The organism is Nocardia sp. NPDC006044 (genome assembly GCF_042871115.1).
Classification (GTDB): Bacteria; Actinomycetota; Actinomycetes; order Mycobacteriales; family Mycobacteriaceae; genus Nocardia.
The window spans coordinates 3,410,162-3,427,803 of the sequence record NZ_JBIAID010000001.1 but is presented as its reverse complement, the minus strand read 5'-3'; the positions used below and the strand labels follow the sequence as shown (position 1 = coordinate 3,427,803).

At 68.6% G+C, this 17,642-nt stretch carries 19 protein-coding genes; 9 read left to right on the top strand and 10 right to left on the bottom strand.

All coding sequences use genetic code 11. From position 1 onward, the window contains the following. Positions 1–28 precede the first annotated feature (28 nt). Positions 29–907, top strand: a complete 879-nt coding sequence (locus tag ACFYO1_RS15630) for a phosphoribulokinase (RefSeq protein WP_387231031.1) — start codon at positions 29–31, stop codon at positions 905–907. 66 nt (positions 908–973) lie between these two features. Beyond that, positions 974–1,390: a nuclear transport factor 2 family protein gene (locus ACFYO1_RS15625; protein WP_387231030.1), complete on the top strand. Its 417-nt coding sequence runs from the start codon at positions 974–976 to the stop codon at positions 1,388–1,390. A 56-nt stretch (positions 1,391–1,446) separates the two neighbouring features. Here the strand turns inward: ACFYO1_RS15625 and dinB are convergent, their stop codons facing one another. Then, on the bottom strand, positions 1,447–2,679 hold the full coding sequence (dinB, locus tag ACFYO1_RS15620; RefSeq protein WP_387231029.1) for a DNA polymerase IV: 1,233 nt from the start codon (positions 2,677–2,679) through the stop codon (positions 1,447–1,449). A 129-nt stretch (positions 2,680–2,808) separates the two neighbouring features. On the opposite strand from dinB, the gene ACFYO1_RS15615 reads away from it, so the two are divergent. From ACFYO1_RS15615 to ACFYO1_RS15605, 3 genes are read left to right on the top strand one after another with little or no spacing between them, the layout of a single operon-like run. Continuing rightward, a complete protein-coding gene (locus tag ACFYO1_RS15615) occupies positions 2,809–3,213 on the top strand; it encodes a BlaI/MecI/CopY family transcriptional regulator (protein WP_364733357.1) in 405 nt (134 codons plus the stop codon). Beyond that, complete coding sequence (locus ACFYO1_RS15610) at positions 3,210–4,160, top strand: M56 family metallopeptidase (protein WP_387231028.1); 951 nt, start codon at positions 3,210–3,212, stop codon at positions 4,158–4,160. Before ACFYO1_RS15615 ends, ACFYO1_RS15610 begins: the two co-directional genes overlap by 4 nt. A gap of 15 nt (positions 4,161–4,175) precedes the next feature. Further along, positions 4,176–5,279 carry a winged helix DNA-binding domain-containing protein gene (locus ACFYO1_RS15605; RefSeq protein WP_387231026.1) on the top strand — a complete coding sequence of 368 codons (1,104 nt, stop codon included), beginning with the start codon at positions 4,176–4,178 and terminating at the stop codon, positions 5,277–5,279. Between the two features lie 373 nt (positions 5,280–5,652). Here the strand turns inward: ACFYO1_RS15605 and ACFYO1_RS15600 are convergent, their stop codons facing one another. Together ACFYO1_RS15600 and ACFYO1_RS15595 are read right to left on the bottom strand one after the other, a co-directional pair. Then, on the bottom strand, positions 5,653–7,089 hold the full coding sequence (locus ACFYO1_RS15600; RefSeq protein ID WP_387231024.1) for an MFS transporter: 1,437 nt from the start codon (positions 7,087–7,089) through the stop codon (positions 5,653–5,655). A 15-nt stretch (positions 7,090–7,104) separates the two neighbouring features. Beyond that, positions 7,105–7,911, bottom strand: coding sequence for a thioesterase family protein (locus tag ACFYO1_RS15595; protein WP_387231022.1), 807 nt, complete (start codon positions 7,909–7,911; stop codon positions 7,105–7,107). Between the two features lie 53 nt (positions 7,912–7,964). On the opposite strand from ACFYO1_RS15595, the gene ACFYO1_RS15590 reads away from it, so the two are divergent. From ACFYO1_RS15590 to ACFYO1_RS15580, 3 genes are all read left to right on the top strand, one after another. After that, a complete protein-coding gene (locus ACFYO1_RS15590; protein WP_387231020.1) occupies positions 7,965–8,444 on the top strand; it encodes a winged helix-turn-helix transcriptional regulator in 480 nt (159 codons plus the stop codon). A gap of 356 nt (positions 8,445–8,800) precedes the next feature. Continuing rightward, complete coding sequence (locus tag ACFYO1_RS15585; protein ID WP_364733340.1) at positions 8,801–9,196, top strand: NUDIX domain-containing protein; 396 nt, start codon at positions 8,801–8,803, stop codon at positions 9,194–9,196. 31 nt (positions 9,197–9,227) lie between these two features. After that, positions 9,228–9,725 (top strand): hypothetical protein, encoded by a 498-nt coding sequence (locus tag ACFYO1_RS15580; RefSeq protein WP_387231018.1) that lies wholly within the window; start codon positions 9,228–9,230, stop codon positions 9,723–9,725. Between the two features lie 4 nt (positions 9,726–9,729). On the opposite strand, the gene ACFYO1_RS15575 is transcribed toward ACFYO1_RS15580, so the two are convergent. The 5 genes from ACFYO1_RS15575 to ACFYO1_RS15555 all read right to left on the bottom strand — a co-directional run bounded on the left by ACFYO1_RS15575 (position 9,730) and on the right by ACFYO1_RS15555 (position 13,757). Continuing rightward, positions 9,730–9,927, bottom strand: coding sequence for a hypothetical protein (locus ACFYO1_RS15575; RefSeq protein WP_387231016.1), 198 nt, complete (start codon positions 9,925–9,927; stop codon positions 9,730–9,732). Positions 9,928–9,990: 63 nt separating this feature from the next. Beyond that, on the bottom strand, positions 9,991–10,590 hold the full coding sequence (locus ACFYO1_RS15570) for an ATP/GTP-binding protein (RefSeq protein WP_387231015.1): 600 nt from the start codon (positions 10,588–10,590) through the stop codon (positions 9,991–9,993). Next, complete coding sequence (locus ACFYO1_RS15565; RefSeq protein ID WP_387231013.1) at positions 10,571–10,945, bottom strand: DUF742 domain-containing protein; 375 nt, start codon at positions 10,943–10,945, stop codon at positions 10,571–10,573. Before ACFYO1_RS15565 ends, ACFYO1_RS15570 begins: the two co-directional genes overlap by 20 nt. Then, a complete protein-coding gene (locus ACFYO1_RS15560) occupies positions 10,942–11,367 on the bottom strand; it encodes a roadblock/LC7 domain-containing protein (protein WP_364733329.1) in 426 nt (141 codons plus the stop codon). The genes ACFYO1_RS15565 and ACFYO1_RS15560 overlap by 4 nt, the downstream gene beginning before the upstream one ends. 2 nt (positions 11,368–11,369) lie before the next feature. Further along, positions 11,370–13,757 (bottom strand): nitrate- and nitrite sensing domain-containing protein, encoded by a 2,388-nt coding sequence (locus ACFYO1_RS15555; RefSeq protein WP_387231010.1) that lies wholly within the window; start codon positions 13,755–13,757, stop codon positions 11,370–11,372. Between the two features lie 239 nt (positions 13,758–13,996). Between ACFYO1_RS15555 and ACFYO1_RS15550 the strand changes: the two genes are divergently transcribed. Continuing rightward, on the top strand, positions 13,997–15,550 hold the full coding sequence (locus tag ACFYO1_RS15550) for a succinic semialdehyde dehydrogenase (RefSeq protein WP_387231008.1): 1,554 nt from the start codon (positions 13,997–13,999) through the stop codon (positions 15,548–15,550). A gap of 168 nt (positions 15,551–15,718) precedes the next feature. On the opposite strand, the gene ACFYO1_RS15545 is transcribed toward ACFYO1_RS15550, so the two are convergent. Together ACFYO1_RS15545 and ACFYO1_RS15540 are read right to left on the bottom strand one after the other, a co-directional pair. Beyond that, positions 15,719–16,117 (bottom strand): DUF779 domain-containing protein, encoded by a 399-nt coding sequence (locus ACFYO1_RS15545; protein WP_387231006.1) that lies wholly within the window; start codon positions 16,115–16,117, stop codon positions 15,719–15,721. Next, positions 16,117–17,634 carry an aldehyde dehydrogenase family protein gene (locus tag ACFYO1_RS15540; RefSeq protein ID WP_387231004.1) on the bottom strand — a complete coding sequence of 506 codons (1,518 nt, stop codon included), beginning with the start codon at positions 17,632–17,634 and terminating at the stop codon, positions 16,117–16,119. The genes ACFYO1_RS15545 and ACFYO1_RS15540 overlap by 1 nt, the downstream gene beginning before the upstream one ends. Positions 17,635–17,642 lie beyond the last annotated feature (8 nt).

Genomic DNA, 17,642 nt, shown 5'->3' with positions numbered 1-17,642 from the left:
TCTGTTGTCCGGCAATCGAGGAGGTGTCATGTCGGTCAAACATCCGGTCGTCGCGATCACCGGATCATCCGGTGCGGGAACGACCAGCGTCACCCGCACATTCCAGGAGATCTTCCGCCGGGAGGGTATCAATGCCGTTGTGGTGGAGGGCGATTCGTTTCATCGCTACGACCGCAACGAGATGAAGCTGGCGATGGCCGAGGCGGAGCAGAATCGCAACACGACCTTCTCGCATTTCGGCGAGGAGGCGAATCTGCTCAAGGAACTGGAGACGTTGTTCCGCGACTACGGCGAGACCGGGGTCGGTTCGGTGCGCAAGTATCTGCACGACGAGTTCGAGGCGAAGCCGCACGGGCAGCCCGCGGGGACGTTCACGCCGTGGGCGGATCTCGCGCCCGGCAGCGATCTGCTGTTCTACGAGGGATTGCACGGTGCCGCGATCACCGACAGCGTGAATGTCGCGCAATACGCCGATCTGCTGGTCGGTGTGGTGCCGATCGTGAATCTGGAATGGATTCAGAAGGTGATCCGGGACAAGACCGAGCGCGGGTATTCCAGCGAGGCGGTGATCGACACGATCCTGCGCCGGATGCCCGACTACGTGAAATACATCTGCCCGCAGTTCTCCCACACCTACGTCAACTTTCAGCGGGTGCCGACGGTGGACACGTCGAATCCGTTCATCGCGCGCAGCATCCCTACCGCCGACGAAAGCTTCGTCGTCATCCGCTTCGCCGATCCGAAGGTGATCGACTTTCCCTACCTGCTGTCCATGCTGCACGACTCGTTCATGTCGCGCCCGAACTGCATCGTGGTGCCCGGCGGCAAGATGGAGCTGGCCATGCAGCTGATCTTCACGCCGTTGATCCTGCGGCTCATGGACAAGCGCCCGAAACGTTCTCGCTGATCGCCGGTTCCTGGGTTACCCTCGAACCGACCCTATTCAACGAGTTGCATATGCGAGGTGCCCTCCATGACCACGTTCCGCCAGGCCGTCGAAGCCCGAGACACCGATGCGGTCGAGGCGCTGCTCGCCGACAATGTCGTGTTCACCAGCCCGGTCGCGTTCAAGCCCTACCCGGGCAAGGCGCTGACCGCCGCGATCCTGCGCGGTGTGCTGCGGGTGTTCGAGGACTTCCACTATGTGCGCGAGATCGCCAACCCGGACGGGCGCGATCACGCGCTGATCTTCGAGGCGACGGTGAACGGGAAGACGGTCAACGGGTGCGACTTCCTGCATTACGACGACGAGGGGAAGATCGACACCTTCACCGTGATGATCCGGCCGCTCTCGGCCGCGCAGGCGCTGGCCGAGGCGATGGCCGCGCAGTTCCCGCGGATTCAGGAGGAGGCGCTGGCCGCCGCGCAGGCGCAGTCCGCCTCTACGTAATCGCCGCTTCATCGAGATGCCTTGGCGGCCGGACCATAACCGCAGAGCGGGCGATGTCAGTCCGGTAGCAACGGCACCGACAGGCCCTCGCCGCGGCCGAGCAGTGCGGCGCGAGTGACGGCGGCGGAGCCGAAGCGGTGGCGCAGGTCGTCGAGTGTCGCGTCGAGGGTGTTGGTCGCGCGGGCCTCGAAGGGCAGCGACAGTTGGAACGGGTCGGCGTCGGCAAGGTTGGTCAGCGCCAACCCGATCAGGGTCAGGCCGCGTTCCTCGATCATCGGCATGGCGGTGGCCAGCAGCGATCTCGCGGCGCCGAGCAGAGTTTCGGTGTGATCGGTCGCCTCGGGCAGGGTGTGTGAGCGGGTGGCACGGGTGAAATCGTCGAAACGCATGCGCAGCACCACCGTTCGGCAGATGCGCTCGGCGGCGCGCAGCCGGCGGCCCAGCCGGTCGGTGAGCCCGTGCAGGTAGGCCTCGATCTCGTCGGGTGGATGCGCCTGTCGGCCGAGGGCGCGTTGGGCGCCGATGGATCGTCGGCGTACACCGGTCTCGACGCGTCGCGGGTCGCGCGCCCAGGACAGGGCGTAGAGGTGGCGGGCCGCGCCGGCGCCGAGGATCGCGCGCAGCGGGCTCTCGCCGAGGTCGGCGAGCTGGCCGACCCGGGTGATGCCGTGTTCGTGCAACGTGCGAGCGGTGACTTCGCCTACGCCCCACAGTCTTTCGATGGGCAGCGGGTGCAGGAAGTCGAGTTCGGCGTCCGGCGGCACGACCCGTAATCCGTCCGGTTTGGCGACCGCGCTGGCGACCTTGGCCAGGAACTTGGTGCGGGCGATACCCACCGAGATCGGCAGCCCGACCTGCTCGCGTACCCGGCCGCGTAATCGCTCGGCGATGCCGATCGGCTCGCCCGCGATCCGGCGCAACCCGCCCACATCGAGGAACGCCTCGTCGATCGAGATGCCCTCGACCACCGGCGTGGTGTCGTGGAAGACCTCGAACACCGCCTTGCTCGCCTCCGCGTACGCCGACATCCGCGGCGGCACGACGATCGCGTGCGGGCACAGCCGCCGCGCTTGCCCGCCGTTCATCGGCGTGCGCACCCCGAACGCTTTCGCCTCGTAGCTGGCCGCCAGCACGACACCGCCGCCGACGATCACCGGCTTGCCGCGCAGCCGCGGATTGTCGCGCTGCTCGACCGAGGCGTAGAACGAATCCAGATCCGCGTGCAGGATCGACGCTTCGGCGCGCGCGACGATCCGCGGGCGGGGAGCGGGTGCGTCAGACACGAACATATGTTCGCATGAGCGACCGACAGGATCGAGCGCAATCCGCGAATCTACGGCTTGACTACGTAGCAATTCGGACGAACCGGTACGCTGGCCCGATAGCAGGGCACGTTTTCGGATGAGGGAGTCGGTACTGTGCGCGGATTTGGAGACCTGGAGGCGGTGATCATGGACCGCATCTGGGATCGGGACGCGGAAGACACCACGGTGCGCGAAATCTTCGACGAACTGTCCGCTCAGCGCGACATCGCCTACACCACCGTCATGTCCACGATGGACAACTTGCACCGCAAGGGCTGGCTGGCGCGGGAGCGTTCCGGTAAGGCGTACAAGTACTGGCCGACGCTGACCCGCGAGGAGCACAGTGCCCGGCTGATGCTCGAGGCGCTCGGCGCGGGTGGCCGCTCCGATCTGGTGCTGAGCCATTTCGTCGACCGGATCAGCGCCGAGGAATCGGCCGGCCTGCGGGCCGCGCTACGCAGGCTCACCGCCCGCAAGACCCCGGACGGACCGCCGGGCGCCGAAGGCGCCGCGCCATGACCCTGGCCATCGCACTGATGTTGTACGGCGCCACCGTGGCCACGCTCGGCCCGCCGGTGCTGACCCGGCTGACCCGGCGGGGCAACGCGCCCCGGCTCGGCATCATCGCCTGGGTCGTCGCGATCATCGGGACGCTCGGCGCGTGGGCGGCGGCCGCCACCATGCTCACCGTCGAATTCGCCACCTACTGGGGACATCCGCACGAGGCGTTGCGCGCCTGCTTCACCATTCTGTGGAGTCCGATCCACGACGACGGCAGCGGCGCGACCAAGGCGGTCACCTTCGCCATCGGCGCGCTGGTCGCGACCTGCACGATGGCGGTGGTGGCGCGCGCGGTGTCGGTGGTGCGGGAGATGCGCAGGCGCACGCACGCGCACGCGAAGGCGCTGCGGCTGGTCGGGCGTCGGGTGCCCGGGGTGGCCGCGCTGGTGCTGGATTCGCCGGAGCGGCAAGCCTATTGCGTGCCGGGGCGCCCGGACACGATTGTCGTCACCAGTGCCGCGCTCGACGCGCTGGCGCCGGATCAGCTGGACGCGGTGCTGGCCCACGAGCGGGCACATCTGTCCGGCAGGCACGCGCCGTTGACCGCGGTGTTGCGGGCGATCGCCACGACCTTGCCGGGGTTGCGGGTGGTCACCGTGGGGACCGCCGAGATCGCCCGGTTGCTCGAGATGTGTGCCGATGACAAGGCCGCCGACAAGCACGGCTCGGAACCGCTGCTCGGCGGATTGCTGGCGATCCTCGGGGTGAGCGAGGCGCTGCCCGAAGGTGCGCTCGCCGCGGCCGGGACCGCGGTGCTGGCCAGGGCCGAGCGCCTGGTGGATCCCGTGAGCCCGTTCCGGCGGGCCACCACGCGCACCGCGCTGCTCGGGGTGATCGCCGCGACGGTGACGGGGCTGGCGTCGGCGGCGGCTACGGTAGCGTTTTGCAGTGCGTTGCTGAGTTGATCTGAAGGAGTACCCATGCGCTTGACCTGGGATCAGGTTTTCGCGTGGCGGTTGCGGCGACAGTTCGTCGCGCCGCGTGCGGACGGCGTCGCCGAGATCGTCGGCCGACTGTGCGGGGTGCAGGCGCAGGTCACCTCGGCCGCGGAAATGGCGGTGGCGCTGCGCAGTTCGGCACCACGGGCCGGCGCGCTGGTCGATGAGCTCAACAACGGCACCCTGATCAAGACCTGGGCGATGCGGGGCACCCTGCACGCGCTCGAACCCGGGCTCGCCGCCGACTGCCTGTCGCTGCTCGCGTCGGCGCGCACCTGGGAAAAGCCTTCGTGGCAGCGCACTTTCGGCGCGTCGCCGGATGAGGTCACCGCGTTGACCGAGGAGGTGCGCCGCGTGCTCGACGGAGCCGTGCTGACCCGCGAGGAACTGGTCGACGCCATTGTCGCCGACCCGGCTTATCACCGGCTCGGCGAGCAGCTGCGTTCGGGCTGGGGCGCGCTGCTCAAACCCCTTGCCTGGCAGGGCGCGATCTGCCACGGTCCCGCGCAGGGCACCAAGATCACGTTCGCGAACCCGGCCCAGTCGATCAAGGGCTGGCCCGGCATCCCGGAACCCGACGTCGCCGGCCCGCGCGCGATCACCGCCTACCTCGGCGCCTACGGCCCCGCGACCCCCGAGACCTTCGACGCCTGGCTCAGCCGCGGCAGCCTCCGCAAAACCGTCCTGCGCCGCTGGTTCTCCGAATTGGGGGACACCCTCACCCAGGTCGAGGTGGAAGGCCGCCCCGGCTACGTCCTGACCGAGCACCTCGACGACCTCGCCACCACCGAACCCAGCACCGCGGTCCACCTACTCGGCGGCTTCGACCAGTACGTCCTCGGCCCCGGCACCAACGACACCGTCCTGCTACCCGGCGACCACCGCGCCAAAGTCAGCCGCGCCGCAGGCTGGATCTCCCCGATCGTCGTCTCCGCGGGCCGCATCGTCGGCACCTGGGACCTCACCGACGACGTAGTACTCATCTCGATGTTCGACAACGCCCCCCTCCCGAAGGGCCTCGACACCGCCGTAACCCACCTAGCCACCACCCTCGGCCGCAACTCCCTTCTCGTACAAGCCCAGTAGCCGCACACCCCCCGATTTCCCGCACACCAAGTCGCATGCCATTCGCTGTGCGGGAAGCCAGAAGTTGCCGGCCACCGTTCGCCGACGGGGGGGAGCGCCGGTCGACCGAGGATCGGCAGTCCGTGCTAGGCGAGCAGCGGACGGCTAGATGCTGGCCCTGAATGAGGTCGAAATCAGCGCGATTTCTCGGGATTCGTACCGGGCCATATTCCGGAAACAGACCCTGAGCGAGATGCGGGGCTCGGTCTGGTTGACCTGGATGGCGTTTGGCCGGGCCGCCAGGCGATCGTGCACGCAGCCGCACGGTTTCTGATTTCCCGCACCTGGATTTGCATGCGAATTTCGGTGCGGGAAATCAGAAGGCGTGCGGGTGTCAGGCCCTTGTGGGAGTTGGTTGGGGAGAGGCGCTGGTTTTCGAATCCGGTTGCGGGGCAGCTGGGGACGGGGTCTTGGTGGCCAGGCCGATGAGGCCGGCGAGGATGGCTACCGCGGCGGTGACGTACCAGCCCCGATGGAAGGCATCGAGGGTGGCGTCAGGGGTGGTGGGGGTGCCCAGGACCGCGACGAAAAGGGCTACGCCGACGGCCAGGCCGATTTGGCGGGCCATGCTCAGGACCGCGGAGCCGGTGGCGAAGCGCTGGGGCGGCAGGGCGCCGGTGCCCGCGGCGAACGAGGTGGGAAGGCTGAGGCCGACGCCCAAGCCGCTGACGAGCATACCGCCGAGCAGGCCACCGACGTAATCCGGTTGCAGCGTGACCGATTGGGTCCACCAGAACATGCCTGCGGCGAAGGCGATTCCGCCGGCGGCGATGACCGGACCCGCTCCGACGCGGGCGATGAGTTTGCCGGCCAGGATGGCGACGATCGGGACGACGAGTGGTCCGGGAGCGATGGCGAGCCCGGTGCGCAGCGCCGACCAGCCCCAGACGTTCTGTGCCCACAGCACCGAGGAGAGCAGCATGGCGCCGAAGGCCATGTTGAAGAAGATCGAATTACCGGCCATCAGCGCGAAATTGGGGGCGCGCAGCAGGGCCGGGTCGACGACGGGGCTGTGGTGACGGGCCGAGGAGACGGCGAAGCCGATCGCGAGCAGCACGGCGGCGGCGAACGCGAGCAGGACGCCGGCTGAGGACCATCCCCAGTCTTCGCCCTTGACCAAGGCGAGCACGAACGTGGCGATGGTGCCGACGAGCAGGAACGCACCGAACAGGTCAGGCAGTCGTCCGCCGTCGCCGGGCGGATCGGGCAACCGTCGCAGGCCCAGGACAACGGCGATGATCCCCAGCGGGACGTTCACCAAGAACACCCAGCGCCAACCGAATTCGACCAGGATGCCGCCCAGCACCGGGCCGAGCGCGGCGCCGAGCCCGCCGAAGGCGACCCACAACCGCACCGCGACCGGCCGGCGCTCGGGTGCCGTCGCGGCCAGCACCAGACCGAGCGAGGTGGGAATGAGCATCGCGGCACCGACGGCCTGCACCACCCGGAACGCGACCAGGGATCCGACATCCCACGCGGTGGCACACAGCGCGGATCCGATGACGAAAACGGTCAGCCCGATCAGGAAGGTGCTGCGGTTGCTACCGCGATCGCCGAGTCGTCCGGCGGGCACGAGCAGCGCGGCGAACACGATCGCGTAGGCGTTGAGCACCCACGACAATCCGGCGATATCGGCACCGCCGAAATCGCCGGCCATGTCGGGCAACGCGACATTGACGATGAACAGGTCCAAGCTCGACAGCAGTACGCCGATCGAGACAATGGCGAACACGATCCGCGAATCGGCCCGCGGTGCGGAACGAACAGTCATGACGATTTCTCCGATTCAGCCGTGTACACGGCGGGTCTGCCTGGCGGAGGCCAGGATTCGGCCGTCGCGGTCCCAGAGGTCGACATCGTCGACGGACCAGCCGCCCCCGGTGGAAGCGTTGGTCGCACGCACCAGCACCGGTCGCGGTGGGGCCTCGAGCAGATCGGTGTGCAGATGCATCGACAGCGCCACGGTGGGGACCGCGACCGGCGCGTGCAGCGTCGGGAAGACCGCCGGCGGCAAGGCGTCGACCAGGATCGCCAGCGTCGCCGCGTCGACGGGAAGCTCGGGGACGATCGAGATCCAGGCACACATCATCGATTCCGCCGCGCCGGTCAACGGCAACGGACCCGCCGCCGGCCGGATCTCGAAATGCGCTCCCACCGGCGTGATTTCGGGCGGCAACGCGAACAGCGAGCAGTCCTCGGGGCCGGGTACCGCAGGCGCCGGCGGCCCGGCATGCCCGGCTACGCCCGTCACCCTGGTGCGGCCGAAGGTCACCGACGCCGAAGCCATCAGCCCGGCACCCTGAAACGCCTGCACGTCGATCACCACGGTGCTGCGTCCGACCGTGTGCGTGGTGGCCCGGAAAGTGAACGCCCCCTCGCGCGGTCGCCCGAGAAACCGCAGATCCACCGCCCGCACCGGCAGGTCGCTCCCGCCCGCGCGGCGCGCCACCTCGACGAGCATCGCGCCGATCACCCCGCCGTGCGGCCCGGTCCACCCGCGCCACGATCGGTCCACGTATGCCTGCCAGATCCGATAGTCGGTCTCGGCGATCGCGAACACATCGCTGACCGATCGCCCAGTGAGTTGCATCATGCAACGAACCATAGGGGAGTGAGTTCCATGAAGCAACCGACTATGCTGTGGTCATGCGCAGGACGAGCTTCGAAGACATGAACTGCTCGCTGGCCCAGTGCCTCGAGGTGGTCGGCGAGTGGTGGACGCTGCTGATCGTGCGCGACGCGCTGCTCGGCGTGACCCGCTTCGACGACTTCCGCGAGCGCCTCGGCATCGCCCGCAACGTGCTCACCCAGCGCCTGGAACACCTCGTCGAGCACGACATCCTGGCGCGAGAGCCCTACCAGGACAACCCGGTTCGCCACGACTACCGCCTCACCCCCAAGGGCCGGTCGCTGTGGCTGGTCGTCACCGCGATGCGGCAGTGGGGCGACGAGTGGGCCGCCCCGTCCGGCCCACCACTGGAACTCGTGCACAAGACCTGCGAGCACACCGCGGCAATCGAACCGGTGTGCTCGCACTGCGGCGAACACGTCACCCTCCCAGACCTCCACGCTGTCCTGGGTCCGGGCGCTCGCACTCCGGCGCTGCTCCCGATCCCGGTCCACTAGGCGCCGGCTCGCCGTTCGACTCGCGCCGGCGTGCACGGTGGGATAGCCCGACCCACCGGAGCCGGCTGCGGTCGAGGCCTATGCTGCGCGAACACGCCGACGGGCCGCACACACCCGACGATGACGCGGACCTCGAGCCGTCAAGTTCCCTGCAGGATCGGGTATTCGGTGCGCGAGCGGTGCCTGTCGGTGAACCTGGAAAACCTGGGTTCGCACACCCGGGTCCAGGGCACCGGGCTGCTGACGGTGCCTGCTGCCCTGCGGCACTATCCACGTCGCGGCACACTACCGATCTGACCCGTCAGTTTCCGGTGTCGCGTGCGCGGCACTCAGGCAGGGGTGGTTAGGGTGCGGGGGTGGACGGGCAGCTGATCGACACGGTGGCGTGGGTGCGGATCGAGGGCGGGCGCATCCTGTGCGCGCGACCGCGCGGCAAGGACGTCTTCTATATCCCCGGCGGCAAACGCGAGGGGGCGGAGACCGATCTGCAGACCCTGCTGCGCGAGATCGAAGAGGAACTCACCGTCGCGCTGCTGCCCGAGACGGTCGCCCACGTCGGCACCTACGAGGCCACGCACGGACCCGCGCAGGTCGTGCGGATGAGCTGCTATACCGCCGACTATCACGGCACCTTGGCCGCGAGCAGCGAGATCGAGGAGATGGCGTGGTTCAGCTACGCCGATCGGGCCCTGGTGCCGCCGGTGGATCAGCTGTTGTTCGACGATCTGGTGGATGCGGGCCGATTGCGTTGAGCCGCAGGCACAACGCGCTACGGTCGGCGCTATGAGTTTGGTCTTGGCATGGCTGCGCGCGGCGGCCTATGCCCTGTGGGCGGTGCCGCTGGCGGCAGGCCCGATCCCGCCGCGACTGCGGGTGCCGCGGCGGTTGCTCGGCGAATGGGTCAATCCGCGGAAGTATTCGGCGGCGCGGGCGTTCTGGCATTCGATGCTCAGCGGCGCGCTCGGCCTGGTGACCTGGTTCCTGGCGTTTCTGGCCGTGCTCGGCGCGGTGCGGGGCGTGTGCTATCCGCTGCTCACCTCCGGCGGCTACGGGAATGCCTGGGGCGGGCCGAGTTTGGCCGGTGCCTGGTCGGTGCACGCGCTGATCGGTGTGGCGGCGTTGCCGGTGTGGCTGGCGCTGGTCGCCGGGATCGGCGCGCTGCAGGTCCGGCTCACCCGCGCGATCCTCGGGCGGGCGGGGCCACGCTGGCCGATCGCGCTGACGGTGCTGCTGTGCGCGGCGGGTGTGCTGTTGTTCGTGTCCTGGGTGCGGCAGGTGTGAGGTTTCAGCAGAGCGGGAACTTCGAACCGACGAACTGGCCCTTGATCAGGCACACGATGAAATACGCGAATTCGCGTGCGTAGGTGGCCGATCCGGACTCCGGTGCGGCCGCGACCACCGGCGGCGCCGCGACGGCGGGCGCGGCGGGCAGCACGAGGGCGCCGGAAACCATCACGGCGGCAAGGGTTCGTTCGATACGCATAGGCCTGACTCTCTTCGAACGGTGTGCACCGGTAGCCCCGAACGCGTCGGGGCTACCGGCGACTCAGGTGGTGACGATCGGACGCTGCACGCGTTCGATGAGGTGCTCCACCAACGTCATCAGCACCGTCTTGCACGAACCCCGGTCGCGGGCATCGCACAGCAGCACCGGGGTGTTGGGATCGAGGTCGAGCGCGTCGCGCACCTCCTCGATGGTGTAGACCGGCGCACCGTCGAAACAGTTCACCCCGACGATGAACGGCAGCCGCCGCCGCTCGAAGAAGTCAACGGCGGCAAAGGAATTGCCGAGCCTGCGGGTGTCGGCCAGCACGACCGCGCCGAGCGCGCCGCGGGCCAGCTCGTCCCACAGGAACCAGAAGCGGTCCTGTCCCGGTGTGCCGAACAGATACAGCACCAGGTCCTTGTCGATGGTGAGCCTGCCGAAGTCCAGGGCGACCGTGGTCGTGGTCTTCTGTTCCACGCCGGACAGATCGTCGACGCCGGTGCTGACCTCGGTGATCAGCTCCTCGGTGCGCAGGGGCGCGACCTCGCTGATCGCCGACACCATCGTCGTCTTACCGACGCCGAACCCGCCGGCGACGAGGATCTTGACCGAGGCGGCCATGTGCGGCGTGCCGCTGGGGTCAAAGTTTTCGGATTCCATCCAGTACCGCTCGCAATATGTTGAGGTCTTCGGGCCCGGCTTCCGTCGGGACGGGAGCCCGGAATATGAGTTGCCCGTCGCCGATTAGGTCGCCGACGAGGATCTTCGTCACCGCGAGCGGTAAACGCAACTGAGCCGACACTTCGGCCACCGTTTGCGAAACTCGGCACAGCCGAAGGATATCGGCGTATTCGGGTTCCATCCGGCGCGAGGCGCCCGCCGAGTCGTCGGCGACCACGGACGTGAGCATGTCCAGTTCGGGGCCTGCCCCGCTGGTGCGCCCGCGCGTCACCGCGTACGGGCGGACCAGCGGGCCTGCCGCTTCGTCGAACCAGGGCTCACGCGGGTGGGTCATGACAGATTCGATTCACCCTGTCCGACGAGGTCGTGCCGTGGCGTGGTGGACAGGTAGTTGCCGACGCGCTGGACGGTGAGGTTCATTTCGTAGGCGACCATGCCCAGGTTCGCGGACTCGATCGCTTGCAGCGCAAGGCATGCGTTGTCACCGGCGGAGGTGACGAACAGCACGGCCCGGTCGAGCTCGATGACGGCCTGGCGCACGCCGCCGCCGTCGAATCGGTTGCCCGCGCTGCGCGCCAGACCGTAGAGCGCCGAGGACATCGCGCCGAAGTGTTCGGCGTCTTCACGGGTCATCGCGCTGGAGCGCCCCAGTAACAGTCCGTCGGTGGACAGCACCACCGCGTGGCGCACCCCGGCCAGCCGGTCGACGAGATCGTCGAGCAGCCAATTGAGATCACCTGTGGGAGAAGAGGACACCCCTAACCTTCCTGTTCGTCCGGGACGGCGGCGGAGCGGCGGCCCTGCCTGGTCCCGTTCTCGATGGCGGACATCAGATCACGAGCTTGTTCGGCCGAGCGGGCCGGCGCCGCGGGGGCGGGCGGTTCGGGGGCGGGCTCGGCGAGTTGCGGTGCGAGGTTGGTCTGCCTGCTGCGCCGCGGCAGCGCGGGACGGCCGTCGCGGTCGGGCTGCGGTGCGGGCGGGATGTGCGGTCGCGGGCTGTAGGGCGCGGGGGATTCGATGGCCAGGGTCGCGACCGAACCGCTTGTCGGCTGGGCGGATTCGGCGGATTCGACCGGTTCGCTGGTCATCGGCGCGGCCAGCCGCCGGCGCCGGCCGGGGTCGGTGAGTTCCGAAGGGGTCTGCGCCGGAATGGAATCGGCGACGATCAGCGCGGACGGGATGAGCACGATGGCCTTGATGCCGCCGTAGTCGGATTCGGAGAGCCGCACCGTTATCCCGTGCCGCACCGCGAGCTGGGCGACCACGAACAGGCCGAGCCGCGAGTCCGCCGACAGCGCCGCGACACCGAAATCCGGTGGGGTGCGCAGCATGTCGTTGAGCCGGGTGAGTTCGCTGTCGGGCATGCCCATGCCCTGGTCGCTGATCTCGGTGACCACGCCCTTGCCGACCACGTTGCCGCTGACCTCGACGCGCGACTGCGGCGGGGAGAACGCGGTGGCGTTGTCGACGAGTTCGGCGAGCAGGTGGATGAGGTCGGCGACGACGGTGCCGACGACGTGCACCTCCGGCAGCCGCGACACCCGGACCCTGGCGTAGTCGAGGGTTTCCCCGACCGAGCTGCGCACCAGATCCATCAGCGGCACCGGGTTGCGCCACTGGCGGCCGGGCTGGCCGCCGCCGAGGATGGTGAGGTTCTCGGCGTTGCGGCGTTCGCGGGTGGCCAGGTGGTCGAGCCGGAACAGGGTGTCGAGCAGCGCCGGGTCCTCTTGGCGCCGTTCGGCTTCGTCGAGGATCTCGAGCTGGCGGTGCACCACGATCTGGCTGCGGTGGGCGATGTTGAGGAACACCGCCTTGACCCCCTCGCGGGTGCGGGCCTCGGCGACCGCGGCGCCGATGGCGGCGGCGTGTGCGTGCTGGAATGCCCTGGCCACCTGGCCGATCTCGTCGTGGCCGAAGTCCAGGACCGGGGTTTCGGCCGCGGGGTCGATGGTTTCGCCGGCGTTGAGCCTGCGCATGGTGTCCGGTAGTCGCTCGTCGGCGAGGGCGAAGGTCTGTTTGCGTAGTCGCTTGAGCCTGCGGATGATCCGGTTGGCCAGCACGAGCGCGACCAGGAAGGCGGCGATGCTGACCACGAGCACGCCGCCGCCGGCGTAGAGGGAATTGGCGGCGGAGGTGTTGGCTTTGTCCTCGGCCAGTTCCTGGGAGCGGCGGTTCTGCGAGATCCACACGTCGATCATCGAGCGGTTCACCTCGGCGGCGGCGTTCTGCCAGTCCGTCGTCGACAGCGGCAGCGCGGGCAGTTTCGAGGTGCCGGTCGAGGTGCTCGACGAACTGCTCGAGGAGTTGCCCGAGGAGTTCGATCCGCTCGACGAGCTGGTGGCGGCGTTGGCCTGCGCGGCGAAATAGCGTTGGGCGAGCGCGGTTTCCATCAGCGACAGCTGCTGCCAGTTGGTGCTGCCGGTGAGCTGCTGGAGCCGGTCGTGCATGGGGCCGGTGGGGAATTCGGCGGCCAGGTTGCCGATTTCGTTGTGGTAGAAGCCGACCTGGCGCAGGAACTCCTCGATCGGGATCGGGGTGGGTCCGTTGGCGGTGGCCAGCATGACGCCGAGGGCGTTGCTGCGCGACATCGATTCGGCGGCGTTGAGGAAGCGCATGCCGTCGGCGATGGCGACGCCGATCTCGGTGTCGGGGGCGGATTGTTCGGCGATCTCGGTGCCGACGGAGATGACGTCGAGGATGCGGTTGTAGAACATGTAGGCGTCCGACGGTGGCAGCTGGCCCGCGTCGGTGGCCATGCGGACCTGGGTCATCTGGCTGAGCAGGGTGTTGAAGCCCGCGACGTCGTCGCCGATCTTGGAGTCGTCGACCTTGCGCAGTCCGTTGGAGGCCTCGATCAGTCCGCGCATGGCGCCGTCGAGACGGATCCGCGCGGCGGCCAGGGCCGGGGGCACGGTGTCGTCACCGGCGAGCAGGGCCAGGGTCAGGCGCCGTTCCTGCTGGACCGCCTCCATCAACTCCCGGGTGTGCGGGATGGCGTTCTGATTCTGGACCGCCCATTCCTTGGCCGTGGTCCCCTCGGCTACCAGATACCCCGCTGCGCCCACGCCGACTACAAGCAGAGTCAAGCTCGGAATGAGCGCGATTGCCAGAATCCGCGTACGAACCCCGAGCCTCGCTCTGAACATCGGCACAACCTAAACCACAAAACCAACCGCACGGCCGTTGTGTCCCGCTGAGTGGGACTGGAATTGACTTTGCCGCCACGACCGCGCTGAGGGCGGGTTCGAGCGATAAATCCCGCCAATTGGGCGGCGATCACCGCCGGATTGCCGGGTCGCGGCTGCTGGCGAGGACCCTTCCGGCGTAGATTGTGTGTATCTCGCGGTTACACGAGATCGCATCGACATACACGTAGGAGGCAACGATGCCCGCGCCGCAAGCCGCCGTCTTCGAACGTCTGAGCGCGCTGGCCGCGATCGACGATCCCGACGCTCGTTCGCGCAAGACGATTGCCGAGACGTTCACCGGCACACCGCTGGGCAGCGTGCCGGTGGGCACGGCCGAGGATGTGGCGGCGGCGTTCGCGAAGGCCAGGGCCGCGCAGGCGCGCTGGGCGGCGCGGCCGGTCGCCGATCGCGCGGCGGTGCTGGAGCGGTATCGGGGACTGATCGTGGAGCACCGCGAGTTCCTGATGGACGTGGTGCAGGCCGAGACCGGCAAGGCCCGCTGGGCGGCCCAGGAGGAGATCATGGGCCTGATCTTCGCCGCCCGCTACTTCGCCAGGAACGCCGCGAAACTGCTTGCCCCGCACAGTGTTCCGGGCGCGTTCCCGGTGCTCAACCGAACCTCGGTGCGGACCCAGCCCAAGGGCGTCGTCGGGGTCGTCGCGCCGTGGAACTATCCGATGCTGCTCTCGATCGGTGACTCGATTCCGGCATTGATCGCCGGCAATGCCGTGGTGGTCAAGCCGGACAGTCAGACGCCGTTCTCCTCGCTGGCCAACGCCGAATTGCTCTACCGCGCAGGACTTCCGCGCGATCTGCTCGCGGTCGTGCCGGGTCCGGGCACCGTGGTCGGCACCGCCATCGTCGACCAGTGCGACTACCTGATGTTCACCGGCTCCTCGGCGACCGGGCGCACCCTGGCCGAGCAGTGCGGGCGCAGGCTGATCGGCTTCTCCGCCGAACTCGGCGGCAAGAACCCGATGATCGTGGCCGAGGGCGCGAACCTGGACAAGGTCGCCAAGGCCGCGGTGCGCGCGTGCTTCTCCAACGCGGGCCAGCTGTGCATCTCGATCGAACGGCTCTACGTCGAACGCTCGATCGCCGCGGAGTTCACCGACAAGTTCGTCGCCGCGGTCGAGGCCGCGAAACTCGGCGCCGCCTACGACTATTCGGCCGATATCGGGTCGCTGATCTCCGAGGCCCAGCTCGAGACGGTGACCAAGCATGTCGCCGACGCCACCTCCAAGGGCGCCAAGGTGCTGGCCGGCGGCAAGGCGCGCCCGGATCTGGGCCCGCTGTTCTTCGAGCCGACGGTGCTCGCCGACGTCACCGACGCGATGGAGTGCGGACGCGACGAAACCTTCGGCCCGCTGGTCTCGATCTACCCGGTCGACTCCGTCGACGAGGCGATCCGGCTGGCCAACGACACCGAGTACGGCCTCAACGCCAGCGTGTGGGCGTCGAGCAAGTCCGAGGGTGAACGCATCGCCGCGCAACTGCACGCGGGCACCGTGTGCGTCGACGAGGGTTACGCGCCCGCGTGGGGCAGCACGGCGGCTCCGATGGGCGGCATGGGCATCTCCGGGGTCGGGCGCAGGCACGGTCCGGACGGGTTGCTCAAGTTCACCGAGCCGCAGACCGTGGTGGTCACCCGGTTCCTGAATCTGGATGCGCCGCCGATGATTTCGCAGGACAAGTGGCAGCGGTTCCTGATGACGGTCGCGCGCAGCCTGCGGTTCCTGCCCGGCCGCTGAGCCAGCGTCCGCCAGGTGGTCGTGCACCACCTGGCGGACGCCGCCGGCCGGTGACCCCGGCGGGCGCGCGTACCCCTCCGCCCCCGCACATGGTCGCGGCGGGTGCGGAGCACGCCCATACCGTGCGATCATCCGGTCCGATCGCGCGGATTCGGGGCCACCGGTGGTCTAGGTCAGCCGATCGGCACCGGTATACGGCGGCGGCAAGGTCGCCACCTCCTCATCGGAGAGCAGCCGCGAGCGCAACAGGAACCGCACCCCCTCGGGCGCCTCCAGCGAGCAACTGCTGCCACGCCCGTCGACCACGTCGACGGTGACGTGGGTGTGCTTCCACAGCTCGTATTGCTCTGCGCTCATCCAGAATTCGGTGTGCCAGGGCAGATAGCCCAGCAGCACGTCCGCGCTGCCGATGCGGAACTCACGCACCGGCAGGCACACCGGCGAGCTGCCCTCGGCGCGGCCGCCGGACTGGTGGAACAGCACCGCGCCGTGGCATTCGATCAACTGCCGCAGCATGGTTCGGGCGCGTTCGGTGACGGCGACGCGGTGGGTGCGATATTGCTGCATCAGAAGAACCCCAGCTTCGTCGGTGAATAACTGACCAGCAGGTTCTTGGTCTGCTGGTAGTGATTCAGCATCATCTTGTGGCTCTCCCGGCCGATGCCGGATTTCTTGTAGCCGCCGAACGCGGCGTGCGCGGGGAAGGCGTGATAGCAGTTGGTCCAGACCCGGCCGGCTTTGATCGCCCGGCCCATCCGGTAGGCGGTGCCGCCGTCCCTGGTCCACACCCCGGCGCCGAGGCCGTAGAGGGTGTCGTTGGCGATGCGCACCGCTTCCTCGACGGTGTCGAACCTGGTCACCGCGACCACCGGCCCGAAGATCTCCTCCTGGAACACCCGCATGGTGTTGTTGCCCTCGAAGATGGTGGGCTGGATGTAGTAGCCGCCGGGCAGGCCCTCGACCTTGCGCGCTTCGCCGCCGGTGCGGACGCGGGCGCCCTCCTGTCTGCCGATGTCCATGTAGGACAGGATCTTCTCGTACTGGTCGTTGCTGGTCTGCGCGCCGATCATGGTGGCTTCGTCGAGCGGGTCCCCGCCGGTGATCGCCTCGGTGCGGGCCACGCAGCGAGACAGGAACTCGTCGTAGATCGAGGAGTGGATCAGCGCGCGCGACGGGCAGGCGTAGACCTCACCCTGGTTGAACGCGAACATGCCGAAACCCTCGATCGCCTTGTCCAGGAACGCGTCGTCGGCGGCCATGACATCGGGCAGGAAGATGTTGGGACTCTTGCCGCCCAGCGCCAGGCTGATCGGGACGATGTTCTCGCCGGCGTACTGCATGATCAGCCGCCCGGTGGTGGTCTCGCCGGTGAACGCCACCTGCGCCACCCGCGCACTGCACGCCAGCGGTTTCCCGGCTTCGACGCCGAATCCGTTGACCACGTTGAGCACTCCGGGCGGCAGCAGGTCCGCGATCAGCTCGACGACGAGCATGATCGAGGCCGGGGTCTGCTCGGCCGGCTTGAGCACGACGCAGTTGCCCGCGGCCAGGGCGGGCGCGATCTTCCACGCCGCCATCAGGATCGGGAAGTTCCACGGCAGGATCTGCCCGATCACGCCGAGCGGCTCGTGGAAGTGATACGCCACGGTGTCGCCGTCGATTTCGGCGACGCTGCCCTCCTGGGCGCGGATCGCGGCGGCGAAGTAGCGGAAGTGATCGACGGCCAGCGGTAGGTCCGCGGCCAGGGTTTCGCGGACGGGTTTGCCGTTGTCCCAGGTCTCGGCGACCGCGAGCGGTTCGAGGCTGCCTTCGATCCGGTCGGCGATCCGGTGCAGGAGTGCGGCGCGCTGCGCGGGCGAGGTGGCGGCCCAGCGCGGGGCGGCGGCGTGCGCGGCCTCCAGGGCCAGGTCGATGTCGGCGGCGCTGGATCGGGCTATCGCGCAGAACGTTTCGCCGTCGACCGGCGAGGGGTTGTCGAAGTAGCGGCCTTCGATGGGTGCGGCCCAGTCGCCGTCGATGAAGTTGTCGTACCGGGTGGCGTAGCTGACTATGCCGGCGTCGGACCCCGGTCTGGCGTAGATCATGGCTTCGC